26 protein-coding genes are annotated in these 24,029 nt (G+C 56.1%); 7 read left to right on the top strand and 19 right to left on the bottom strand.

From position 1 onward, the window contains the following. Position 1: 1 nt before the first annotated feature. The 8 genes from FYJ85_RS19035 to FYJ85_RS19000 form a co-directional block, all read right to left on the bottom strand. Complete coding sequence (locus tag FYJ85_RS19035) at positions 2–2,620, bottom strand: glycoside hydrolase domain-containing protein (RefSeq protein WP_154420261.1); 2,619 nt, start codon at positions 2,618–2,620, stop codon at positions 2–4. 18 nt (positions 2,621–2,638) lie between these two features. Next, the gene (locus FYJ85_RS19030) at positions 2,639–3,157 is read right to left on the bottom strand and encodes a hypothetical protein (RefSeq protein ID WP_154420259.1); all 519 of its coding nucleotides are present in this window, start codon (positions 3,155–3,157) and stop codon (positions 2,639–2,641) included. After that, positions 3,124–3,315 carry a prepilin-type N-terminal cleavage/methylation domain-containing protein gene (locus FYJ85_RS19025; RefSeq protein WP_154420257.1) on the bottom strand — a complete coding sequence of 64 codons (192 nt, stop codon included), beginning with the start codon at positions 3,313–3,315 and terminating at the stop codon, positions 3,124–3,126. Before FYJ85_RS19025 ends, FYJ85_RS19030 begins: the two co-directional genes overlap by 34 nt. 44 nt (positions 3,316–3,359) lie before the next feature. Further along, positions 3,360–4,112, bottom strand: coding sequence for a sugar isomerase domain-containing protein (locus FYJ85_RS19020; RefSeq protein ID WP_106051167.1), 753 nt, complete (start codon positions 4,110–4,112; stop codon positions 3,360–3,362). Positions 4,113–4,121: 9 nt separating this feature from the next. After that, on the bottom strand, positions 4,122–5,153 hold the full coding sequence (locus tag FYJ85_RS19015) for a hypothetical protein (RefSeq protein ID WP_154420255.1): 1,032 nt from the start codon (positions 5,151–5,153) through the stop codon (positions 4,122–4,124). A 21-nt stretch (positions 5,154–5,174) separates the two neighbouring features. After that, positions 5,175–6,263 (bottom strand): substrate-binding domain-containing protein, encoded by a 1,089-nt coding sequence (locus FYJ85_RS19010; RefSeq protein ID WP_206213317.1) that lies wholly within the window; start codon positions 6,261–6,263, stop codon positions 5,175–5,177. 272 nt (positions 6,264–6,535) lie between these two features. Beyond that, the gene (locus FYJ85_RS19005; RefSeq protein WP_154420251.1) at positions 6,536–6,964 is read right to left on the bottom strand and encodes a hypothetical protein; all 429 of its coding nucleotides are present in this window, start codon (positions 6,962–6,964) and stop codon (positions 6,536–6,538) included. Positions 6,965–6,986: 22 nt separating this feature from the next. Beyond that, positions 6,987–7,676: a DUF1559 family PulG-like putative transporter gene (locus FYJ85_RS19000; RefSeq protein WP_154420249.1), complete on the bottom strand. Its 690-nt coding sequence runs from the start codon at positions 7,674–7,676 to the stop codon at positions 6,987–6,989. 406 nt (positions 7,677–8,082) lie between these two features. On the opposite strand from FYJ85_RS19000, the gene FYJ85_RS18995 reads away from it, so the two are divergent. From FYJ85_RS18995 to FYJ85_RS18975, 6 genes are all read left to right on the top strand, one after another. Further along, the gene (locus tag FYJ85_RS18995; RefSeq protein ID WP_206213316.1) at positions 8,083–9,576 is read left to right on the top strand and encodes a tyrosine-type recombinase/integrase; all 1,494 of its coding nucleotides are present in this window, start codon (positions 8,083–8,085) and stop codon (positions 9,574–9,576) included. Between the two features lie 117 nt (positions 9,577–9,693). Next, entirely contained in the window at positions 9,694–9,999 is a 306-nt protein-coding gene (locus FYJ85_RS18990) for a helix-turn-helix transcriptional regulator (protein WP_116886005.1), read from the top strand. Positions 10,000–10,123: 124 nt separating this feature from the next. Continuing rightward, on the top strand, positions 10,124–10,966 hold the full coding sequence (locus FYJ85_RS23315; RefSeq protein ID WP_206213315.1) for a hypothetical protein: 843 nt from the start codon (positions 10,124–10,126) through the stop codon (positions 10,964–10,966). Then, complete coding sequence (locus tag FYJ85_RS23310; RefSeq protein ID WP_206213314.1) at positions 10,963–11,568, top strand: tyrosine-type recombinase/integrase; 606 nt, start codon at positions 10,963–10,965, stop codon at positions 11,566–11,568. The genes FYJ85_RS23315 and FYJ85_RS23310 overlap by 4 nt, the downstream gene beginning before the upstream one ends. Before the next feature lie 154 nt (positions 11,569–11,722). Further along, positions 11,723–11,950, top strand: coding sequence for an AbrB/MazE/SpoVT family DNA-binding domain-containing protein (locus FYJ85_RS18980; protein ID WP_116886007.1), 228 nt, complete (start codon positions 11,723–11,725; stop codon positions 11,948–11,950). Continuing rightward, complete coding sequence (locus tag FYJ85_RS18975; protein WP_116886008.1) at positions 11,947–12,345, top strand: type II toxin-antitoxin system death-on-curing family toxin; 399 nt, start codon at positions 11,947–11,949, stop codon at positions 12,343–12,345. The genes FYJ85_RS18980 and FYJ85_RS18975 overlap by 4 nt, the downstream gene beginning before the upstream one ends. A 51-nt stretch (positions 12,346–12,396) precedes the next feature. On the opposite strand, the gene FYJ85_RS18970 is transcribed toward FYJ85_RS18975, so the two are convergent. The 11 genes from FYJ85_RS18970 to FYJ85_RS18920 all read right to left on the bottom strand — a co-directional run bounded on the left by FYJ85_RS18970 (position 12,397) and on the right by FYJ85_RS18920 (position 23,671). Continuing rightward, positions 12,397–14,490 carry a type IV secretory system conjugative DNA transfer family protein gene (locus tag FYJ85_RS18970; RefSeq protein WP_154420243.1) on the bottom strand — a complete coding sequence of 698 codons (2,094 nt, stop codon included), beginning with the start codon at positions 14,488–14,490 and terminating at the stop codon, positions 12,397–12,399. After that, a complete protein-coding gene (locus tag FYJ85_RS18965; protein ID WP_154420241.1) occupies positions 14,491–14,916 on the bottom strand; it encodes a hypothetical protein in 426 nt (141 codons plus the stop codon). A gap of 52 nt (positions 14,917–14,968) precedes the next feature. After that, positions 14,969–17,860: a hypothetical protein gene (locus FYJ85_RS18960; protein WP_154420239.1), complete on the bottom strand. Its 2,892-nt coding sequence runs from the start codon at positions 17,858–17,860 to the stop codon at positions 14,969–14,971. Further along, positions 17,838–18,635 carry a nucleotide-binding protein gene (locus FYJ85_RS18955; protein WP_154420237.1) on the bottom strand — a complete coding sequence of 266 codons (798 nt, stop codon included), beginning with the start codon at positions 18,633–18,635 and terminating at the stop codon, positions 17,838–17,840. Before FYJ85_RS18955 ends, FYJ85_RS18960 begins: the two co-directional genes overlap by 23 nt. 13 nt (positions 18,636–18,648) lie before the next feature. Next, the gene (locus FYJ85_RS18950; protein ID WP_154420235.1) at positions 18,649–19,116 is read right to left on the bottom strand and encodes a hypothetical protein; all 468 of its coding nucleotides are present in this window, start codon (positions 19,114–19,116) and stop codon (positions 18,649–18,651) included. Positions 19,117–19,223: 107 nt separating this feature from the next. Then, complete coding sequence (locus tag FYJ85_RS18945; protein ID WP_154420233.1) at positions 19,224–19,484, bottom strand: hypothetical protein; 261 nt, start codon at positions 19,482–19,484, stop codon at positions 19,224–19,226. Beyond that, the gene (locus FYJ85_RS18940; RefSeq protein ID WP_154420231.1) at positions 19,481–20,122 is read right to left on the bottom strand and encodes a hypothetical protein; all 642 of its coding nucleotides are present in this window, start codon (positions 20,120–20,122) and stop codon (positions 19,481–19,483) included. The genes FYJ85_RS18945 and FYJ85_RS18940 overlap by 4 nt, the downstream gene beginning before the upstream one ends. Positions 20,123–20,142: 20 nt before the next feature. Beyond that, complete coding sequence (locus tag FYJ85_RS18935; protein ID WP_154420229.1) at positions 20,143–21,339, bottom strand: TrbI/VirB10 family protein; 1,197 nt, start codon at positions 21,337–21,339, stop codon at positions 20,143–20,145. 18 nt (positions 21,340–21,357) lie between these two features. Further along, a complete protein-coding gene (locus FYJ85_RS18930) occupies positions 21,358–22,368 on the bottom strand; it encodes a hypothetical protein (protein WP_154420227.1) in 1,011 nt (336 codons plus the stop codon). 114 nt (positions 22,369–22,482) lie between these two features. Continuing rightward, positions 22,483–23,070, bottom strand: a complete 588-nt coding sequence (locus tag FYJ85_RS18925) for a hypothetical protein (protein WP_154420225.1) — start codon at positions 23,068–23,070, stop codon at positions 22,483–22,485. After that, entirely contained in the window at positions 23,063–23,671 is a 609-nt protein-coding gene (locus FYJ85_RS18920) for a hypothetical protein (protein WP_116884181.1), read from the bottom strand. Before FYJ85_RS18920 ends, FYJ85_RS18925 begins: the two co-directional genes overlap by 8 nt. A gap of 82 nt (positions 23,672–23,753) precedes the next feature. Here FYJ85_RS18920 and FYJ85_RS18915 point away from each other — a divergent pair, with 82 nt between their 5' ends. Next, positions 23,754–24,029, top strand: a complete 276-nt coding sequence (locus FYJ85_RS18915) for a hypothetical protein (protein WP_154420223.1) — start codon at positions 23,754–23,756, stop codon at positions 24,027–24,029.

Here is a 24,029-nt window from a genome sequence, read left to right as displayed (position 1 = left end):
CTCACCTCCCCTGCGCCGCAAGCGCGGTTTGAATTCGTTCGATCAGGTCGCCGAGGCGGTCATGCCGGCGCATCAGCGGTTCCGGGCGGTGGCAGTATTGGTCGATATCGACGGCGACGTCGGCCGGCACCTGCAAGGCAGCTTCCGCCTCCGCAATCAGCGGGGAATCCGGCCGAACGCGGTGCAGTTCGGCAGTACGCCGCTTCAGGAGCGCATAATACTCGTAATCCTCAATGCCGTCACGCAGATTTTCCAGCCGCAGCGAAGCGTAGAGTTTCCCTTCCGGCCCCGGATAGACAAGGTTGCCCATGCCGTTGCGGCAGACCGTCGCGCCGGTGAAGATGTTGACGATCGACGGTTTCCAGGCCCGGTTGTCGGCCGGCCAGCGGTCGCGGATATCCAGATTGGTCCGCCATTCACGGTTCACGCACCAGTAGAGGATGCCGCGTACGTTTTTCTGCCAGGTCATGCTCATGATCACCCGCAGGTCGGTCAGCGGATATCCGAGAAAGAAATTCGGGTACGGCTTGTACGGGGCATCGGCGCTGTACCACCAGAACTCCCCGCCGCCGTCACGCACTCTCCCGATCATCGGATTATCGCCCTTGAAATAGGGAAACTGCGGACACCAGACATTGAAGCAGTCCAGCAGCTCCGGAACCGGCTCCGAGGTCTGGAGCCGCTTCAGATACGGGAACTCCTTCGCAAAACGCCGCATGATCTGCCGTGCCGCTTCATAGCGTTTCTCCCGCCTCCCGGGTTCCGTCAGGCTGATTTCATCGAAGGAGTAGAGGTAGACACGGTCCTGCAGGCCGCTGTCCGTCACCGGTTTCAGCCGCCGCCGGAAGGTTTCGGCCAGTTCGTCGAGAGCCCCGGCGCTCAACGGTTCTTCGTAGAGGAAATAACCGGCGGTGGCAAAGCCGAGATCGAATTCGGCGATGGTCTCCAGATCGGGGCAGAGTCCGTTCGCATAGATGTTGTTCGGCGGAATCCGGTAATCGGCCAGAAAACGGTTGATTGCCTCCCGTTCCGCCGCCGTCAGCGTTTTGCGATCGTACCACTCCTTGTAGAAATCGGGGAAGAACGAGAACACCACCGGAATCGAATTGCGGCGCGGCAGCTCGAAGGAACGTACCAGAAGCGAAACCGGCAGCTCCATTTTCCCGGAAGGAGCGGAAACGACGACCGTTCCCTCATAGCGTCCGGGTTTCGCATCGCGCGGTACGCTGACCCGGAAAAATACCGGGGTCACGCTGCCGGCCGGCACCTTGATTTCCGCCGGGTTCTCCTCTATGATCAGATCGGGCCATGAACCGGTGAACTCCGGGGAAGACGGTCCGGAGAAACTGTTGCCCAGGTCGGTCCGTTCGGCCGTGATGTCCCGGATCTCCCCCCAATGCACCGACGATTCCGCCAGCCGGGTGCCGTCAGCCGCGGCGAATCCGCTGAATGCCAATCCGACGGAAAGCGGTTCGGTGCCGGCGCCCGGCAGCAGTTGGAAGCTTTCGGTTTCGCCGCGCGCGGCTTTCAGCTCCACCGGCGCCGCCGGAGTCAGCAGCCGGTAAAAACCGGAGTCGCGGCGGAACGTCAGTCCGGTCGGCATGGTGAAAAGCGCAAATGCTTCGCCGCGCGAACCGTCGCGGAAAAGTTCCGCATAGGCGGCTTGATCCTCGAGTTCCCGGCGTTCCGCCTCGAAACGGTCCAGTTCCCGCTTCCAGCCGGAGACAGCGGCGGCCGCGGCGGAAAAGTCGCCCTTCGCCAGCAGAGCGGCGATCGCCGCGCCCTCTTCGGCCAGGCGGGCCGGATCGCCGCTGATCCGGCCCGCCTTCATCAGTGGTTCCAACCGCCGCAGGCGGGCACTTTCCCGTTCGAAATCGTCACGGATGCCGAGCCGCCGGAGCCGGTCGCCGGAAGATGTCCGGAGCACCGTTTTCGCCGCCGGAGCCGTCAGCCGCACTGAACCGATCACGCCGCAGAAACCGTAGGCGGGCATTGCTCCGGCCCGGCCGCGGCCGATATAGAGCTTGTCCCGGTTCGATTCGAGCCGTTTGAGCGGAGCCCGCCCGGCGTAACCGTCGCCGGAGGGCAAAAGCCTTCCGTCAACCGAGAATGCCGGACGTCCGTTTTTCACCTGAACGGCGATACGGTGCCAGAGACCGGGCGCGATCACAGCTTCGGACGTGGAGAATACGCACCACTCCCCGGCCGCATCCTTGAATTTGAATTCCAGTTTCCCGTCATGGATCGACAGATAATAGGCGATCCGCTCCGGTTTCACGCTCCGGTCCCCCTTCCAGAGAATCGTCCGGTAGTGATCGACCGCATCGGGGCGGCAGGTCACCTCCAGGGCGAAGTCATCGGTCAGGTCGGTCTCCGGGGAGGAATCCGCCGCGGCTTCGCCCGGCAGCTCCGGGGAGAAACGCACGCCGGACAACTCCGGGTGCGCGACGTTCTTCTCCAGCACCGGAGGCGCGCTGAAACGCAAGCCGGTCCTGCCCGCCGCCGGCGCCAGGGTCGTGCCGGCGGTATCTCCGAGACGCCAGACCAGTTCCCCGGCGGAGAGTGCGGCGGTCCCGGCGGCGACCGCCAGACAGACCAGGATTCGATGGAAATACGACATACCGCGAAACTCCTTCCTCTAATTGATGACCTTAAAACCGTCGGCGGCGTCGCGGTAATAGATTACCTTGGCGTCATCCTTCCAGACCTTGCGCATGGTTTCACGAAACTCCTGCGGGGTGGACGAACCGGCATGACCGTCGGAATAGGCCAGGTTGCCGCGGTTGTTGTGAACATTGGTGAAGCCGCCGGGCGAACCTGCCGCGATCTGCATGCTGTAGAAGCCTGCATTGTTGTTGGCCCGGGCGCAGCAGCCGATGAACGGCGTGCTGCCGAGTTCACGGTCGACCCGGTTCCAGTTGGTGCCGGAGGCGCCGCCGGTGTTGGCCGAATAAGCGGCGGGGAGCGCCACGGCCGCGATGAACGCGCCGTAGGTGGTAAACGTGTCGTGGTTGGAGCCGCTCGGACGGAGAGACGGGCAGAAGTAGCTCTTCTGGTCCTCTCTGATGGATTTGCGGTTGTTGAGCGCCTCGTTCCAATAGCAGTCCGGGTTCGACGAATAGGTCAGCAGAACCCCGTTGTAATCATCCAGATACATCCGAAAACGGTTCCCGTCTGTTTGAGGTTGCTGATGCAGGAGGTCGACCGCGCCCGTTCGCGTGCCTGGTTCAGCGCCGGCAGCAGCATGGCGGCGAGAATCGCGATGATCGCAATAACGATGAGAAACTCAATCAGAGTAAAACAATACCGTTTCATTATCCTGTTCCTTTTCATAATTCCGTTTTCATTCGATGCGGCAATCACAGGTTCTTGATTCTCGGGCGGTATTTCTTCAGGTTTGCGGCGTTGAACTCGTCGCCGCCGGGCGCATTCGCGCTGCGCCAGACCGGCGGCGTCAGGCCGCGTTCGACGCACTGCCGAACGCACTCGATTTCGAGCCAGTGGGCGATGACGAAGTCCACCACGTTCGACACCGGGGCGATCGGCGTGCCGAAGCCCGGAACCGTCACCACGGCGTCACCGACCGGATTGCAGTCGTCGATGCAGACATCCGCCAGTTCGAAGAGATTCTTCCCCGAACCGTGCCGGATATGGTGATCCGGAGGCATCTCCTTCTGCCACAGTGAGCTCGACACGGCGACGATCTTCGCCCCGGCCCGCTTCGCCTCTAGCGCCGCATCGATGGTCGCGGCGTTGATGCCGATGTTGTGGAAGATGATCAGCAGATCGTCCTCCTGCAGCTCGTAGTACTTCACGATCGCCGCGCCGTAATTCCCTGTGCGTTCAAGTTCGAGATACTTCAGCGCCTGGTTGAAGACCGAAAGCCCGGTTTCCATAACCGGGTCGATGTTCGCAAGACCGCCGGCCCGGAAGAACATCTCGCCCATCACGAGCGTCGTGTGGCCGCCGCCGTAGACGTGGATCAGGCGGTCTTCCGCAATCGCGTCGGCCATCAGCGAAGCGGCCGCGGCGATATTCTCCGCCTGCTCCGTCCTGACCTGTTCCAGATTCCCGACGACAGCGTCGAGATAACCGAAATCATTGAGTTCCATACTCACTCCTTATCGTTTCAGGATGCGTTTGTAGTTCCGGCCGATGCAGTCCCAGAGGCCGAGCGCGTCCGGCGCCGCCAGCCGGGTTCCGAAACCGCCGCGATAGGTCCACGCGGCCAGCCGGTCGATGCCGAGCGATTCATAGAGATCCGTCATCCGGTCGATCTGCGCAAAATCGTCCGGCTGCCTGTAATACCCCATGAGCCAGCGTTCGGATTGTTTGTTATACTTTTTCGCCACAGCCGCGGTGCGTTCCGCAATGCTGCGGAAGAACGGCTCGGGCAGCTCCCACGAGACGATCGTCGTCGAAAACACATCGAAGTACGGCGAAGCGGCGACCCGCTCCCAGTCGTCGTAGCCGCGCTGTTCGGTCACATAATAGGTGTTCAGCGTCGCATGGACGCAGATTGTAATCTCCTGCGCCGGATCGAACACCTTGATCCGGCGGGAAGTCTCCTCGAGGATCTCGAGCGCTTCGCGCCAGCGGAACTGCTTCACGTCATCGGTCAGCAGCTTCGGCATCTCATAGCCGTAATAATCCGCGAACTTCTTCCGGCAGACCGGGCAGCGGCAGCTCCAGTCGTCGCCGGCGCCGCCGGTGATCGAGGCGTAGGATTTCGGCAGCAGATAGTGCGGCTCGTCCCAGAAGAAGCCGTCTGCCCCGGCCTCCCGCAGCAGGGTCAGGCAGAAGTGCATGAAGTAGTCACGGAACGCCGGCGTGTTGAAGCAGGCTGCATTCAACTTCTCGTCGGTCAATGCCGACACCTGCCGGTTTTCGAGATTGTTCTGCAGAAAAAGACTGACCTGCTCGCCGCCGAAGAATTTGCCGATGCCCCACGGATCGAGCAGGACCTTCAGCCCGGCCCGGCGGGCCGCGGCGACGACGGCGGGCAGATTCGGCCGCCAGAAGTCGAATTCGAATTCGGTGACGGCGAGAATCACCGTCGTGCAGTGGTGGGCCCTGATCTCCTCGAAGTCCGCCGCAGCGTGCTCGACGTAGCCGAGTCCGTAGTAGCTGACCGCCGTTTCCTGAATAGCCATGATGAATGCGGCTCCTTTCCGTCAGATGATGCGGCGGCCCTGCGACACAGCAGGTCCGCCGGGAATTTCGTGGGAACTTTCGCGAATGACGAGGGACGGGTCCAGATAATTGACCGCCCCTGCCCCGGCAAAGCTGCGTTCCGAACGGCGCAGCAGCATTTCGAGCGCGTTTTCCGCAATCTGCTGAATCGGGTACGAGATACTCGAGAGCGACGGAAACGCCTCGGCGGCTGCCGGCAGGTCGTCAACGCCGACGATCGACACCTCGCGCGGAATTTCAAGCCCGCAGAGCCGCGCCGCCCTCAGCATGCGCAAAGCGAGCAGGTCGTGATAGCAGAATACGCCGGTCCGCCGGCCGCCGCAGAGTTCGCGCACCCTGCCCGGCAGCGTATTGTCATCGCCGGCGAGATTGACCCAGACGCAGCGCTCCGGTCCGAGGGCGATGCCGCGCTCGTGCAGCTCGAACGAGAAGCCGCGGCCGCGCATATCATCCAAGAAGTGGCTGATGCCGAGGTAGATGAAATCTCGGCACCCCTGTTCAAAAAGATGCGCCGCCGCCATGCGGCCCGCCTCGAAATCGTTGACCATGACGACATCGGCATCGACGCCGGCCACCCGGCGCCCGACCAGGACGAACGGCAGTTTCAGCGCGTTCAGCACCGGAGCGGACTTCGAATCGTGGGCGGGACAGATCAGAAAGCCGTCGGCTCCGCTGCCGGCAAGCATCTCGAGCTGGCGCGCTTCATGGTCCGGATCGTAGTTGCTCCCGGCCGAAATGATCTCGATGTCGCGCCGCCGCCCGGCCAGCTCGACCGCATTCAGCAGCCGGGAGAAGAACGGGTTGTCGATATTGGTCACCAGCACCCCGGCGCGCCGGGGTCCGGACGGAGTGAACTGTCGCGCGGCGATATTGAGCCGCTTGCCGGAACGGCTCAGCAGCCCCGCCGTCTTGAGCTGGTTGACGATGCGCTGTGCGGTGACCAGCGAGACGCCGAACTCGTCGCAGATTTCCCGCACGGTCATAAAGGCGCTGCCGGTGTCGCCGTGTTCCCCGCGGCGGATCTCATCGGCGATCCGCCTGACGATCGCCTGACTTTTCTGTGCTGACATGCTATGACTCTCCAAGAATAAGCGTGTGTATGTATTCATCACACTTTTATTATGGTTCAAGTATAACAATACAGCAACAGAAGTATAACAAAAAAGCGGCAAAAAACAGCACGACCGCGAAAAACGAGATGCCCGGACGGGAACGGATAACGCGTTTCGTCCTGTCGAAAACGGCGTGGCGGGGTATCTGCACTGATTCCATAATACGGCAGAAGGGTCCGGCGGAAAAGCACCTTCTTTTCCGCCGGACCCTCCCCGAACAGGAGATGCGATTACTCCAGAACTGCGCGCTCGATCGCAAAGCGAAGCGGAGGCCGGTTGTCCCGAACGCCGGGCAACCGGTAGAAGAACCAGAGTTCGCCGCGCAGCCGCGCGGCGGAAAACGGCCGGTTGTTCGTTTTCATCTCCTTGCTCAGGCGCAGCCGGAAGGTATGCGGCTTGCCGTCTCCTTTTAACGTCAGGTGACAGAGAAAGGAATATAAGAAAAGTTCCCCCGGCCCGGCGATGCGGCCGGGCGGCATCCCGCGCATATCATTCGCTTCCTGGCCGGTCCAGCCGTCCAGCCGGTCGCAGTCGGCCTCATCTACCACTCCGGCGCGGCAAGAGCCGAAAACAGCGCCCCGATTCCGAGCAGGATGCCCGGCCACTGCAAGATTCTCCCCATCTCGTGTTTCCTTTCGACAGCTGTCGGTCCGATTCATCGCTCCCCGGAATTCCGGTCAATCAATCGTACTCGAATCCGGCCCGTTTTCCCCACCATTTCCGGTCGCACTCGTCGCTGGTGATGCCGCCTTCTTTGACGATGCCGGAATGCATCGACATCGACATCACGTGGCCGTCGATCATGCTGTAATTCGCCCGGCCGCTGTGCCGGAAGGCGGACATCGGCCACCAGTTGACGAAGCCGTTGCCGCCGGCGGCGAGATAGGCGCACCATTCGGAGCGTTTCATGGTCTTCTCCGGATTCAGATACCACTCCGCATCGGCGATGCTGACGACGGACGAGGCATTCCCGATCCGGCCGATCTTCGCCCACTTGTTCAGATAACCGCCGGCCGGCTGGGAAGGCTGGACGTGCGAGAGATACTTGGAGTTCATGGCATAGCCCCAGTTCTCCTGCAGGGACGGACAGATCATGAGCCGGAGCTCCTTCTGCTCCTCGAACGCGACCGCAAGCTTGCCGGACTTGTCGCCGAGCCCCAGATATTTTGCGAGCGAGGCCGGCCAGTAATTGTTCATCTGCCACTTCTCCTTGCCGGAGACGGGGGTGTCGCCGGAGTGCAGCGTCGGAACCATATAACCGTTGTTTTCATCCGCATACGAGGCGAAGGCCAGCCCCCACTGCTTCAGGTTGTTCGTGCAGGAGATGCTGCGGGCTCTCTCGCGCGCCTGGTTCAGCGCGGGCAGCAGCATGGCGGCGAGAATCGCGATGATCGCTATAGTAATGATGATGCAATAAACAAATTTTATATCATATCTTCTTTATCATCAACACATATCCTCTGTTTATATTTATGCCGAGTTGCAATCTTGCCAGACTGATCTTTTTTCATGATTTGAGCTCAGTTTGCCTCCCTTATTCATTGATACGTCACAAAAATTGCAGAAAATTGCAGAAGTTATCCAGACTTCATATTTTATATTGTAACTTACTATAATCAAATGATTTAATATTATTTTTCTGTCCAAAGTTAAATATCTTCCAATAATGATCAGGTTTGAAGAGAAATTTGGTCTGTCTTTTTCGTCCCATGGGAATTATGGTGACGAAAAAGACGATGATTTCTCAACTCAACTTCGGTTAAGGAGGATAGTCAATATGGCAGTATCCAGAAAACGTTCCAACGGCAGTGGTTCCATTTACAAACGAGGAGATAATTTCTATCTGCAATATATGCAGAAGGACGGAAAAAGAAAAAACATTACCTTGAAAAATTCTCAGGGCAATCACATCCGGGAACGCCGTGAAGCAGAAGAAGCCGCCAGGAAATTTCTTCAGGAACAGCAGCAGTTGAAAGAAATAGAAACCCGTGAAGAGTATCTGGCGGAACTGAAAGTTGTCCGAAAGTTGAAAGCTCGGCTTCTGATTACACTGGATAATGCCTTTGATTTGGCTCAGGCCAAGCCGCATTCCCGTGAAACCAGCAACAGAGTTCTTGTGGTTTCACGCGGTTACTGGTTCGACTTTGTGAATTTTGTGAAAAGTAATTATCAGTTGCGTACACTGGATGAAGTGGAACGGATGCACGCCGATGCCTATATCGCCTATATACGCAAATACGGTCGGTGGAACAAAACCATCTCCTATGATCCCAATACTTGTCCGAAACGCAAAGTTTTCAAAGACTATGAACGAGGCGGTCTCTTGAGCCACACAACGCTGAACCGCTATCATTCGGTCTGCAAAAGCGTGTTTTCATTCCTGTTGCCGGACCTCGGCGGCGAAGAAAATCCCTTTGCTCATATTCCGCCTTTGAAGCTCGAACCCGTCAAGCGGAAAATCTTTACCGAGGAAGAGTTGGAAATTATTTTCAAAAATCCCCCCAAACTTTTAGCCGGTCCACTTTTTGTTGGACGTTATACCGGTCTGCGGTTAGGAGATGTATTGGCATTGAAATGGGAGTATTTTGAAGGCATTACCGGATATCGCGGGGCAATTGCTCCGGATTTCACAGGACGCGAGATTTCTCTTATCGCTCAAAAGACCAAAACACAAGTCCATATTCCTGTTTTTCCGGAATTGAATAAAGTTTTGCAAAAGCAATGGAAACAGACTCGGCGTGGTGAATATGTCTTTCCGGAAATGGCGGAGCTGCATCTGCAAAAAAGGTATACCAAGATCAACAATATGATCCAGAATTATCTGATTTCCTGTGGAATCACAACCCGGATTGAGGTTGAAGGACGAGCCAGAAAACAGACAGTAAAAGGTTTCCATTCTTTTCGCCATACCTTCTCGTATGAAGCGGAACAAAAAGGTGTCCCGGCTTCGACGATTAAACGCTGGCTCGGCCATAAACGGCTCGCGCAGACCCAGCACTATCAGGATCATGCCAACAAGCAGGCCAGTATGGAAGGTTTGAAGCTGATTATGCAGAACTCACTCCCAGCTACCAGTGAACCGATTTCCGGTTATTCCCTGCGAAAAGAACGCCTGCTCCACCTGATTCAGAATGCTTCGGAAACGACTTTGGCGATTCTGGAAACTTTGATCGACAATTTGCCGGATAACCTGCCGGAGGCAAACCAAACTCAGGAATCATCAGCAGGCCATCTGGTCAATGGGATGAATATTTCAAAAAATGTGTCGTAAAAGCTGAACACTTGCCGGTGGTGTTCAGCTTTGCCGGGCAAATTTTCTTTTTTTCGGTCGTATCATGCAGTATAATTACTTTAGTTTCAAACCCTCAATCAATGAAAGGAGGCCGACATGATACAACCGAAAACCCTTGACACCCTGATCCAGCTTGCAACTCCGTTGGTCGCCTGCGGCGCCTTGGAGCAGAGCGAACTCGACGAGCTGAAAGTCGCAGTCCGGCAAAGCAAAGAAGACGAGGGGCCGAAATTCCCGCGGCTGGTCCGGATTCAGGAGGCAGCCGATTATCTGGGAGTGAGCAAGAAAGCTATCCACGACTATATCAAAGATGGGAAGCTGAAGCGCATCAAATTCGGCCATCGTTCAGCACGAATCACAGCTGACAGCATTGCCCAATTTTTACAGGACTCACAGAAGTAATTTCCTTTGCCCCAAAGCATCGGTGGAGTTGACATTCCACCGATGTTTGTTTTATCCATAAAGAGCTTTCCGATTTTGAAATCAGGAATAAAACGTGTATGTTATAAATAATTGGCAGGAAAATATGACGGCAGAGAAATCCAATCAATATTATGCGAAATTGCAGGATATCTATGAGCAGGCGCCCGTGCTGATAGATATCCATTCTCTGTTGGTCACTCCTTCCGGCATTTCAAATGATTCCCCACGCAGACTTCTTGCAGCATGGAGACAAAATTTGATCTCTTTTCTGCTTTTGGAAATTACCCGCAAGTATCCGGTATTGAATATGGATATGTTGAGCGGCAAAGAGAATGAATATCTTCAGAAAGTCAGCATCTTTATTGAATCGCATATTGACTCGAAGTCTCTTTTCTTCAATCCGCATGGTTCAGTGGATGACCCTCGCGTCAATGAGAAGCTGAAAGAATTTCCCGATCCTGCTCCAACCGGAGACGAAGAGCTTATCACGATCTATCAGTTCATTCCCCGGATTGCAGCGGCGATATCTTTACCTGAAACAGCCCAATGGCGTTTTTTATATCAGTTATCAGTGGAATGGCAGCAACAACTGGTTCTTGGAAAATTTTTACTGCTTCCCCGACAGGCTACCCGGGAATTGTTGGAAACTTTTATGAAAGGCTACCAGAACAAAAGGCAAAGACATCATTGGAATGCAATTCGCTGGGGTGCAGAATACAACAGATATTATCAATCCTATTTGGCTCTAGGCTATACGGATATGGCGGCGCGCGGGAAAGCCAGGCGGCAGTTTGTAACCAATCATCCCTATCCGAAAACAGCAGTGGAACTGCTGGAGGATCAGGAATATCCCGGAACCACGGCGGCTGCCATGCGGCGTTATTATTCAGCATTTCTCGCCGCGAAATCATCCTCAGACGTTACAGAGGAATCAATACGGAAATGAACAGCAAAGGCAATGTCCCGTCCGCCGCCAAACCGGTCAAAGACCTGGGTGGCTTAATGCGTTGGCGTAAATACGTCAAGTGCCATTATTCTCAAAAGCATTACGTGTTTTTCATACTTGCTTTGGACACCGGTATCGCTCCGGGCAAGCTTCTCAAACTGACCTGGGAACAAATTGAAAATCAAACGATATTTGACCCGGTTTCAGGAGAACAATTGGAAATGACTCTGCTTCGGCTTTCGGAATTGACGAAAGCCGGCAGCAAAATGTTAATCAGAATTTCCGACGATGATGCCCGAGAAATCAAGCAACTCCGTGCAGCAACGGCAAATGATGTCTACCTGTTCCAAACTGAAACTCGCAGGTTGTCAGGAATAGCTCAGCCTTGGTCGCAGGGCTATGTAACAGCTTTCCTCAAAGAATCTGCGGCTTCAAGCGGATTGCAGGAAAAAGTCGGTTTTCTGACTCTCCAGAAAACCTGGGGATACCAGTTGGCTGTCCGCGGCAACTATGCACTCAGCGAAATTCAGCGAATACTCGGCCAGCGGTCTTTGGCCGCAACGCGAAGTTACCTGAATATAACCGATGAAGATGTTCAGTAACAATAATGTAGCTTGAGCAGCAGATTTACTCCTTATTGAAAATATGATATTCTAATAAGAACCATTTTGCATAATTCCATCAAATCCACCTTGAAATATGCGTCATAGCGATATATCTTTGTATTGACAATATAATAACAAGGAAGGACGGACAATGATCAAAAATCTGACCAGGCACGGTAACAGCGCGGCGCTTGTGATTGAAAAGCCGATTCTTGATTTGCTCGGGGCAACCATCGACACGGCATTTGAGGTCGTAACCGATGGTCAGGCGCTCGTTCTCACACCCGTGAAAGACGCGGTTCGGGCCGGTAAGTTTCACAAATCCATGGATAAGATCGGCAAACGCTATAAGAAGTCTTTCGAGGAGCTTGCGAAGTGAAATCCGAGCCGGTTTTTCTCACATTCGCCGAAATCATTGAGATCCATAATTACCAGATTGAGAACTTCGGCGGAGCTTCCGGAGTGCGTGATATGGAACTTTTGAAATCCGCGATCGGTATGCCGTCTGCAACGTTCGGCGGAACGTTCCTGCATCCGACCATTTACGAGATGGCGGCGGCCTATCTCTTTCATCTTGTGGAAAATCATCCGTTTGTCGACGGCAACAAACGGGTCGGCGCCATGGCCGCACTGGTCTTTCTTGATATGAATGGAATCGATTTCGAGGCATCCGACGAAGAATTTACCGCGATGGTTCTGCGTGTCGCCAGTGGAAAGATGTTGAAAGCGGAGATTACGCTTTTTCTCAAAAAACACAGCTCCGAACAGAAGTGACGTATCTCCTGGGCCGCTTGAATTACCAATACCAAGCCAGCCGGTCAATTTCTAATTTTTCTCCACCGGGACTTTTTTCCCGCCTGCGTTTTTGAAGAGGTAGTGGGCGATGGCGGCGGCGAACCATGTCAGCAGGTATCCGATGGCGCCTTGCCCGGTGTAGATGGCATTCTGAATCAGGATGGCCAGCGCGAAGGAGAAGGCAAGATAAAACCAAGTGAGAGTGAGCAGCGGAATCTGATTGATCCGCTTCTGACGGAGCCTGCGGAATCCGCGGTATTTGGCGATGATGATTTCGCCGAGGATGCGCAGAATCTCCAGTCCGAGGTCAAAGGCGAAAGCGGCTGTCCACAGGCACACGGTGGCGATGCTTACGACTCCAAGTTCGGGGATGAAGAGCAGAAACCGGTCCCGTTCGGCAAAGATCATCCATAATCCGCTCAGAACAATCAGTGATGATATAACAAAAAGGCCGAGAATCACATAATCGCATCCATAAAGCCGGCGGCTTTCCCCGGCATTTTTCAATCCGAGCTGCGGAATCGGCGGACAACGGCGTTCAAACCTTGCTCCGCATACTTTCCGACACTTCTGATCAAAGGTTCCGATCAGGAACACTTCGCCGTTGTTTAAAATCCTGCCTCCCTGCCAGAACACGTAACCGACACGGCACTGGCCGCGGGGGCCTCCCGCCTGAAGGGTGGTGAAAGTGACGATATCGACCATGTAATCTTTCTGCTCGGACCAGCCTTCGGAATAACTGCCGGATTGGCTGTATTCGCCTTTGGCGCCTCCCGATTTGCTGTCTCCGAGATTCAGACTGCGCCGCCTGACAATCTCCTGACCGATGCTTTTCGCGGCCCATTCGTTCGTTTCAAAATCTCCATTTTTACAGAAGAATTTCGTTCCGAGATTTCCCAGCAGAGAGTTGGCTTTCTCCTTTCCGTAACCGTCCTGAAAATTACTGAGGTTCTGCGTGGCGTAGACGGTCAATGTCCGCGAGGAACGCGCCGTGGTCTGAAATATCTGGTCGTTGTCGAGGGAGAAATACTGGGCTTCGTCCGCCCACAAAAACACGGGACGGGCTTCGTCGCGCGTGATGTCCTCCCGTCGTTCAATCATCCGCTCGAAGCAGAGTTTGATGATTGCGGCGGTAATCTGCCCCACCAGGCCGAAACGCTTTACATCCTGATCGACGATCAGGATTCTGCCTTCGCGGTAAAGGCTTTCGAGTGAAAACGATGAATCGGGAGCCCCGAAACATCGAAGAAATTCACCGCGCAGCATGGAGTCCGCAAGGACCGTGAAAGAACTGACGGTATTGCTCCGCGTCCGCTCGTCGAGCTGCGGAAATTCTATGATGAAATAGTTGAAGCCGAGTTCGTAATCGGGGCCGGAATGTTTTCCATGGTAGATGATTTTCAGGATCAGCGAACAGGCGAACTGATGCGCGACGATCAGCGGCTGTTCAATCTGCGTATTTTGCCTCTGCTTTTTGTATCCGGTTTCAAATAGTCCCAGTGCTTCATCGAATCCGGCCTGATTCTGCTGCCGGCAATACCACTTATTTTTGTTGACGGCGCAGAAGCCTTTGAACTCCTCAAAATAATCTTTCAGTGCTTCCGCGACAGCCTTGTCCCGAACGGCGGTATCGATGACGGCTTTGATGTTGGGCAGCGTGACCGCTTCACCGGCCATGACCAGAAAAGAGATGGTGTTGCGCAGAAACTGCTTGATGGCGTTCTGCCAGTACTCATCGTTTGTACTGCCGCTGCGCCTGTCCTTCCCGATTTTCGTGATTTCGAGAAAAAGATTGACTACGTTCTCGATCTGCCCGCCGCCGGTTTCAGCCGGGCGTTCGAGTTCATAGTTCAGAAAAGCAAAAGTGTTTTCACTCAGCTTGAGCAGATCGGAAGTGCGGCCGGTCTCCCGGGCATAACTTTCCCAGGTTTCACACTCATCCGGCTTGGCGCAAAAGACGATTCCGCCGAATCCCAGCTGCAGATACCGCAAGGCAATGCTGCGGAGCGGGCCGGAAGATTTTCCGCTGCCGGTCGCTCCGAAACAGATCACGCCGGTGCAGGCGTCCCTGACACTCCAGACGTTTCCGGCGAGATTCAGAATTTCCTGATTGAGTATCGACATTCACACCCACAGCCAGTAGATTGTAAACACGCCCAGCCCGGCCAGCACGGAAAGCAGCGTCAACGCGCAGACCGCGATAAGACGGTTCAGGAACCGTTCCCGGTGCAGAGCGACCAGCCGCCGGAACTGGGAACGGCTGATCTGCTCCTGACGGCAGACCAGAGCTGTCAGTGCCTCGCAGTTCTTGTCGAGAGCCTGCGTCATCTGCCTGATCAGGAGTTCATTCCGCTGGCAGTTTTCCAGATGGATGCGTTCCTGCAGATGATGGAGAACCTCCAGCTCAAAGACGATGGCATAGACGATATCGTCCTCGTTGCCGCACTTTTCATACAGTGAAAACAGATCGAGCGCTCTGGCACGCGAAGTACCGGCTCCCGCCAGAGTGCGGATGGCGAGATTCCGCAGTGTTTCTTTTTTCTCTTTCATACACAAGCCTCCAATGGTTCCCGCGCCGGGAAATCCGGCGCGGGTTTGCGGTTCACCGGCTCATGCCGGGCATCTCCGGTGCTTTAGCCATTGAAGGAGCGGCCGGAGTTCCGGCATTCATCGCGCGGGAGTTTTCCAAATGCTTCAGGTGAAGTTGGGCATACTCAGCTTGCGTCAGCTTTTCCGGCGCTTTCAGGTATTTCGCCTCAACGGTTCCTTTGGCAACCCATCCTTTCAGGATATCGATCTGCGCCTGATTGATGGTCTGCTTCTCATATTCCTGATTCAGCAGATGCTCGACCTGACGGTAGGTCGGATTCTTCGGCAGCTTGATTTTACTGCCGTTTTCCTGATAGGCCCTGACTGTTTCGAGCTGTTCCGGCGTCGCCGGGGGATCGACCTGTGCGACCAGTTTCTCCAGAGCCGGCGTATCGATGTTTCCGTGCCGGTCCTTCTGCACCAGCAGGTCGATCATTTTTGACACCTGTCCACGCTTGAGGCTCTCGCGGATAAATGACGGAATCAGATCGCTGACGTTGTTTTCGCGGATCAGATAGCCGAGCTTTTTCATCTGCCCCTCGCTCGGACTGAGATTGTCGAGGAACTCTCTGGCCTCGCCGTAGGTCATCTTCTCGACGGGGCCGGGAAGTTCGAGCGAGGGATTGCGTTCCATCTCATCCCGGATCGCCGCGATCTGGTTGGCGATGATCGGTCCCTCCGGATCGATCGTTTTGCCGCGCATGCTGATCTTGTCACGGAGTTCCCGCGCTTCCAGATAGGTCATGCGCTCGGGATGGGCCGGTTTGAGCGGATGGTTGTCCGACATCGCCAGGAAATACTCGATCTGGTTGGGAGTGGCGGGACAGGCGTTGAAAATCTCCCGCGCCTGATACTGGTTGAGGTTGCAGAAATCATCCGGCCCGATCGTCGGCTTGTCGATGAACTGCTTTGCAACCTCCATCGGGAGCGTCTGATTCGCATAACACTCGTTGAGGTAGGCGAGCTGCTGCTCACTGATCGGTCGGCTGGCCAGAATATTCCGGATTTTCCCCTGTAAAGCCTCTTCGGAAATATAGTTCCAGGTGGCGGCCGGCAGCCGCATTTCAGGGGAGTTCCTGATCAGCCGCTGGAAATAATTCCGGGTTTCCTCGGTTGCCGGATTGTCCGGCATCATCTGGGCTCGGGAGAGCCGCGGCGTATTGTTGATGATGTAACTGGCCTCGGGCCGGGAAAGCTCCCGGATTCCTCCGGCGGGCAGCGCCATATCCCGGAGATAGCCGGCCCGCTGCTTGTTGGCCAGCATCTGCGCCTGATCGTCGGTGAGCCTGAGCCGGGGATCTTCCCGGAGCATCTCCCGGACTTCCTCCAGCGACAGAGAGCCCAGCACAGCGGGGCTGACCGGCGGCATCTGGCGTTGTTCGATCAGGTGCCTGACGGCTCCGACGAGATACTTCAGTTCGTTTTGCGGATTGATACTCATACTCTGTTTCCCTTTCGTTTTTGGGTTGTTGAACGCTTTGCAGACCGCCTCCCGGTGAAACGGGATGCCGGAAGCCTGAAAGCTGCGTTGAAGTTTGTATAAGGCGATGGGATCATCCGGACGCGGTTGGCCGAAGAGTTTCAGCCAGTCGCCGATGTCCTGCTGGTCCGGGAGCAGAGGGACCTGTTGTCGGGCGAACTCCTCGGCATACCGGGAGTTCATCGCGAACCACTCATCCTGCGGAAAGCGCTTGATGATCTCGGCCGTGGCGAGCTTGCTGAACAATGTCCGGAAAAACGTCATGCGCGCCTCTTCGCTGTTTTTCCGGCGGTCCTGCCGGAAACCGGCCTGCCAGTTGACGACGGCTTTGCTCGGGGCGAATTCCCATGCTTCAAACGCCCGTTTGAGGCGGCTGAAGGAGGGATGCTCGTGAGAGGTCATCGGAATGGCGCTTTCAATCTCCTGATTCAGGAAATCGAGCCAGGCATAACCGTGCTTCAGGGTCGCCCGGACGTGCTGGTGCTCGTTTTGCAGTTCCGGTTTGCCGGCGAAAAATTTCTCGACCTGAAGTTTCAGGCTTTTGTCGCTTTCCGAGGCGAGCGTGACCTTGAACATCCGGGCGTCGAACAGCTCGGCAATCGCGTCATTCAGCGCATCCTCTTCCTGTATTTCGCGCGAATAATCCTGATACATTGCGGTCTTGAAACGGTTGTTCCGGGGATCATCCATTTCCCAGGGCTTGTCCGCCGGAGCATCGGTGACGGTCTTGGAACGGAACTGATACTCCGCGAGGTTGATGAAATGGTAAAACGCCTGCGAACCATCTTCCTTGTCGAAGATGATCTCCATATCCACCAGCGGCGGCAGCGCCGCAATGATCGCGTCGGCTTTCTCCGGAGTCCGGCGGAAATAATCGAGCGGCGAAATCAATCCCATGCACGCCAGCCGCGCCATCAGATCCTCCCGGCGTTCCTCCAGCAACTCCTGCGCCTGCCGGGAAATGGCTTCGACCTGATCGGAAAATCCGGTTTGCAGCCGTTCCGGCACATAATCGACCTGCCAGCAGTCCAGCCACCGTTTCATCTCTTCCCAGTGGCCGTAAGGACCGCGACTGCGCATGAATCCCAGCCACGCCTGCGGCGAATAATCCCTGCTCGGATAAAATTCGGGGATTCCCTGCATTTCATACTGCGGAAGCATACGATCAAGCTGTATTTCCACCTCGGTCTGATTGATCCCGTATGCGGAAATCGTTACTTCTCCGGCATTCTGTTCCCTGATGACCAGATCGCCGATGTGAACGGACGGCAGACCGGCGGTAATCTCCTCGACGGCTTCCTGGGTCAGCTGGTCCAGCGGCCGCGGCGGAATCATGCCGGAGCAGATCAGCCGTGCCGCCAGCTCCTGACGCTCCGGAAGCGGCAGCTCGCCCGGAGCGGTTTCAGTTTTCCTGTTTTCCGCCATGTGCCACCTCCTTACCCGGACCGGGATTGAAAAGCCCGTCGAAACCGGTTTTGATTTTTTCAAATGAGAGCCGAATCCGGTGCAGGTCCATAAACCCGAAAGAAGCGATTGTCGTCCGGTTCCGGGCGACCTGTCCGAAACTGGTCCGGTAATCCTTGATCAGTTTCAGATACCTGCCGCTGAGTTCCGGGAAATCGATCACGATGCTCCGCAGCTCCCGGCTCTCCTGCAGCGGTCTGAGCTTGTCGTCGTAGAAATCGAAACGGTCTCCGGCCAAGTGGTTCCTGACCAGGAGAAAACGCAGGGCCCCCGTTTGGGCCAATGGAGCGTATTCCCGCAACCACTTGCCCCAGGTCAGGCAACTGTCGATGTCGGCGGTCACGCATCCGGCCAGATACACCTCGACTGCAAGCTGCCGCATATATTCAAATGGAAACGCCTCCAGCCACCTGATCGTGGAGCCGCTCGTTCCGGCTTTCATGTCCAGCAAATAAAAATACTCTTTTTTCCTCTCTTTCGCGGATTCCAGCTCCGCGATCCGGTTGACCGCCGAATCCAGCGGATAATCCGTTTCTTCGGCGGATTCGGGATCGATATCGGCCAGCTCAAACTCCGGAACGCCCCCGCAGGCATTGCTCAGGGAGTGGTTTTCGTTATCACAGTCAAACAGGACCGGACGGAATCCGTGCTCCGAAGCGATGTCTGCGAGGAACGTTGCAATCAAAGTCTTGCCGATCCCTCCTTTTGTTCCAGCGATCATCACAAATTTCGACATACCTTCAAACCCTCTATTTCTCCAGCAGCGCGGCGACCTTCCGTTCGCCTTCAGCGATCAGCCGGTCCGCCTCGTCAGCGTCGAGGAGGCAGATTTCCCAGTTCGGGATGTACTCCAGGAAGCCTTTGGCGACCATCTTCCTGACCCGCTGATGCAGCATTCTCAAAGCCGGCACCGTATCCCGGTATTCCCGCCGGCCGGCAACCCAGAAAAGTCCCATGGCGATATCCTCCGTCATGAATTCAAGTTCACAATCCTCAAACCGCACCCGTTTGCCTTCGCGCAGCTTCAGCAGCCGCCGGCGCATCCGTTCGGAAACCAGCCGGTACGTTCCGAACGGCACCTGCGCCGCCGCAGCGATCAGCCGGGCGGCGGCAGCCTCCGAAAGTTTCGCCGGATTCCGTACCGGCAAACCGCTCAACTGTCCTCTCCGGAACAGTACGGAGAGCTGTTCCTTCTGCCCGCAAGTGATATTTTTCATAGTGAAACTCCTTTCCTCAGGTGTTCTTTTATCACGCATTCCGGATGCCGATCACCTGACGGAAAGCGGAGGAGCGCGGGCCTGTCCTCAGCATTCCGGATCATCCGCTACTGCGGCAGTTCCTCCAGTCTTAATGTCACCTCATCTTTCGCGGTTTCCCTGCCGGACCGTACCTGTTCGACCAGCGCCCGGACAAGGACTGTATTGAGTGCCAGAATCTCCGACTGCTTGATCAGGATTCCGGCCTGCCGGTCCTGTTCATCGAGGATTTCATCGACGACGCCGGTCCGCATCTGGAACAGAACCATGCAGACGGTCAGGAGAACCAGCCAGACCAGAATCAGGATAGGAACCCACTGTTTTTTCATTGGCGCACCTCCGGCGGACAGGCGGCGGGAAGCTCGCGTTTTTTCTGCTGGAGCTTCAGAACTTCATTCTCCTGCTTCAGTTTCTTGAGTTCACCCTCCAGAGAGTTCACGAATTCGGAGGTTTTGACCATGTTTCCCGACAGGACGCCATACTGCTTTTTCAGGGTTTCAAAATTCCGGAGCAGCGTATCGGCCTGCTGTTTCTGGACGTTCCGGCTTTCGAGAAGCATCAGGACGGTTTGGCGCATCTCATGGATTTCCGCGGCAGTCCGTTCGATCTGGCCGGTCGCGGCATCCGCATACCGTTCCTGCCGCATCTTCTGAGCCCGGAGCACCGGATCGGCGTCAGGCTGCGGAAGCAGGTTCCACTCCGGCAGCTTCTCCATCCGGTAGACGGAGTGCTGTTCGTGCATCACACGCTTATGCGGATCGACGTATCGCCCTACTGCGTAAGCCCGCAGATTCGGATTCGACATGATCTTCTCCTGGCTGCCGCCCGGAATGGCTCCGGCCACCAGTTGCACCGGCACATGGATATACTCCTTCGGCGGCTCCGGCAGCGGTTCTTCCGTCTTGCATCCGGTGATGGCACCTGCGACGAGGGAGGCGCACGCGATCATCCACAGTGATTTCTTCATACTTCTTGTCCCTTTCATTGTTATTGTTTCCCGCCGGAAAAGGCGTTCAGCACGTTTTTATACGAAGGCTTCTGCGGCCCCTGAATCTTCTGTTCTTCGAGCTTATTGAGCAGGGTATCCGCGATCTGGGCGTCGTCGAGATTGATGACCTGCTGAACGAAGATGTAGAATTCAGTTCCACTGGCGACCCGGATGTAGTAGGACTCTTTCGCAATCATCTGCGAAACGTCCTGCAGCATCACCTGCGCCAGCGTTTCCGCGCCGCGGGCCATCGCGTTTTTCGTCGTTCCGTCCTGGGTCGTAATCGTAATGCCGGAGTCGGTATAGACTTCGTTGGTCTGGTATCCCTGCGCCAGTCCCTGGCCGAATGCCAGGGTGTACATCAGGAACTTGGACAGATTCTCATTCGAAATCACCTGTCCGGGGATTCCGGCACTCATATCGGTAATCGCGGCCAGCATCCGGTTGTCCGGATAGGTCGACTTTTCCAATGCGATCCCCTTGAGCTGCAATTCAAAACCAACCATGTCCGAAGTGGCCTGCCAGACCAACACGAAATTGCCGTCCGTGGTCAGGCGGTTTCGCTGCGGCTTGGCGCCGTTGACCTTGCCGAACACTTCGGTTCCGGCCGGGATAATCAGTTTCTTTTCGCCTTTGGCGTTGATCCACCAGAGATCCTCCATCACCACCGCGATCAGCGGCGTATCGGCATCGCCGCTCTCGACGGTGTTGATCATTTTACAGGCCAGCAGCCGGCCATAGGGCGCGAAGCGGTCCGAAACGAACTCTTTGCTTCGCCCGGCGCCGGATTCGCCGTCGATGATCGTGATTTTCGGTCCCTGAACCGGCGTGCTCCGACTGCGGTCGAAGGAAGAAGTTCGGGACGTGCCCCCCGGACTCCGTTCCCCGGACGCGATGCGGTAGTCGGAAGGAGGCAGCGGCCTGCCGGTTCGGTCTGGTTCTTCGGAGAGATCAACCGTTTCGGAACCGGAACCGGCCTGCCGCTCCGCTGAGGCCGCGGCGGAAATCGCTTTGGCCTTGCCGGGGATATTGAAGCTCGCCTCGCCGCTTTCCGAACGGACGACCTGGAGTGTACCGGCATCTTCCCGGATCAGGAACGGTACTGCCGAGAAGGCCAGTGTGACGATTGCCGCAAGGAACAAAAGAGAGGTTCCGAGCGGACTGCGCAATTTCTTGAAGAATTCCCGCAAATTCATGATGTCACCTTAACCTTATCACATCCAATTGATAAGAAAAGCCAGATTCGACGGAAACTCCGAAAAGTCCCACCACTCGATCTTCTCCGGTGTTTCCGGGAGTTTCCCGGCGTTCTCCTCTTCAGCAGGTTCTGCCGCCGGCGCGGGAACGGCCTGCTGTACCAACAGCTTCTCCACGGAATCCGTGAGCTTTTCGAGATGTCGGTCCATCTTCGCTTCGGCCCGGTCCGGCTGTTCCGGCACCACCGTAAGCGGTGCCGTTTCCATATACTGTGCCGTTACTCCGACTTTGAAATCGTTGTCCGGGGCCAGATTGTTCCGGCGTCCCTCCGGCGTACCGGTGACGGTGAAGAACGCATAGGTGGCACTCTGCGGCGGCATCACGCCGGTGGCGTCGGCGGCGCTCATCGGATAAGTCCGATTCCCCGCCTGAACCGAAAAGCTGAACTTGTCATAGAGAATCTCCTCATCTGTATCATTGTGCAGCAAGACCTTGAAAACGAGGGTGTCCTCATGGTGGAACCGGATCACCTCCAGCAGCTCCAGCCGAAACTTTTCAAACTGAAACACCGCCCTGGCGGTCGAGCGTTTCGTATCCCGCAGCTCGGTCGGATAGCGCTGCATAAGCAGATCGTATGCCTTGGCCATATCGATCAGCGAGAGCAGTCTTGCCGGTGTTACGCCGCCGGAGCGGCCGACGGCCTCCGGACCGCCGCCGGAGCCGCCGGTGAAGTTGACGGCGGCGAACGCTTTGGCGTTGTCCTGCATCAGATACAGGATGTAGGTCTTGCGGTTGAATACGACGGTCAAAGTTCCCGCCGCGCCTTCCTTCAGCGCCGCCAGATTGAAGTAATAGCCGCCCGGCTGCGCGGAAATCTGAAAATCGGTGCTTCCATCGGTGGAGACGTTCACCCCGGCGATCTTGGAGATGGCGGACGGAAACGTCACAGTCGTCACGCCGTCGTCCTTTTTGACATAGATTTTGTAGACTTCCCCCTGCGCCAGCACATACTCTTGAAACTGGTTCATCTCCCGGATCTGCCTTTCCGGGCTTTCCCCGGCAGAACAGAACATCGGCCCGCCAAGGGCAAACAGGAATCCGAACCGGCGGAACATGTTACTTCTCAACATCATGTGTCACCTCTACTTTCTGATTGATTGCTGATTGAAATTGATATCGGAAACGACAAACGGATAAACCGCATTTTTTCCGAGGTCGTAGTTGACCACGAGATTCATCGACAGCTCGAACTGCAGAATTTCTGCGGAAGCGTTGAGGTTCCTGCCGGAGTTGCGGAGCAGCTGTCCTGAGATTTTCAAAAACGAGGTGCGGCTGTCGGCCTCCAATACCTGAATTCCGAGAATCTCCGCTTTCTGGTGGAGCTCCTGTTTCCCGAAATTCTCCGCCTCGGCCTTGAGCAGATCGAGCGCCTTCTGCCGGGCCTGTCCCACATACATCTCATCGAAGAGTTCCGGCCGGTCCAGCCCCGCCGGGTTCCGCATCAGCAGCGCATCGGTCCCCAGCCTTGCCATATATTCATAGAGCCGGACCAGTTGTTCCTGTGAGGCGTATTTCGTGACATGGTATGAATTGCGCCCGTCGATCACGATCAGACGATTGTTGTCCCGGAACTGGTACATCAGCAGCGGAGTCAGGAAAGAGAGCGGCACATAGACCAGCACTCCCCGGAGCAGCCACCGGTTCCAGTTGCGATAACTCGGATCATTCATCCTGATGTTCCTCCTCATACAGTTTCAGTCCTTCCACCCGGAACGGCAGCTCGAAATCCGAAGCCGAGCGTTCCAGCCGCATCAGCAGCGCGAAGTCGCGTTTCTGAATGTGCGGATAGCCGAAATAGATGCCGCTCAGGTTCAGGATTCCCTTGACCAGAGCGAAATATCCGCCGCCGGAACTGACGTATTCGACCGAACAGTGTTCGATCTCCTGCATCAGCATCCGCCGCTCGAACAACTCCCGGGTACTGTCCAGATAGTTGCGCGCCCGCCCGAGGCCGCGCTTCGTACAGACCATTTCCAGCAGCCGGTCGTCCCGGGAATCGTACCGGCGCGACAGCAGTGCATAGGCCGCCCGCAGTGCGATGTCCTCAATTACGATCCGGGACTCCACCGGTGCGGAATTGCCCAGGTAGATATTGCGGTCGCGTCCCAGGACCAGCACCCGGTCCGGCATGGTCATATACTGGACCGCGAAAAACGCGCCCAATGCAATGGCAATCCAGATGACGGCATGATAAACGATCCAGAAAACGAGTAACCGACGTTCCCGGCAAACCAGTTCACAGGCAGTGGGATGATAAATTTCAGCAGACATATATTGCCTTTCCGGTCTGCCCGTTCTGATCAGTGAACGGGCAGACCCGTTTGTAACAACTTTTCCAAAGAAAGGAACTGCTATGAAGAAATTCCTGATCCTCGGAGCCTGCCTTGCGGGTTTCGTTTTCACCGGCTGCGGCGAATCGGAGGAAACCCGAGCGAACATCAAACGCCAGACCGAGCTTATGGAAAAGCAGGCCGAGGCTGACCGCCGGAAAGAGGCGAGACGCCGGCAGGCGATCAAAGACGCCCGGGAAATCCACCGGATTCAACGGGAAAATATCCGCAAGCACTCCACGCCCGCGCCGGAAACATTGTTCTTCAACGAGAATCCGGCCGGGAAAGACAAAAAGTGA

It is taken from the genome of Victivallis lenta, assembly GCF_009695545.1.
Classification (GTDB): Bacteria; Verrucomicrobiota; Lentisphaeria; order Victivallales; family Victivallaceae; genus Victivallis; species Victivallis lenta.
This window is presented reverse-complemented; position numbering and strand designations above follow the sequence as displayed.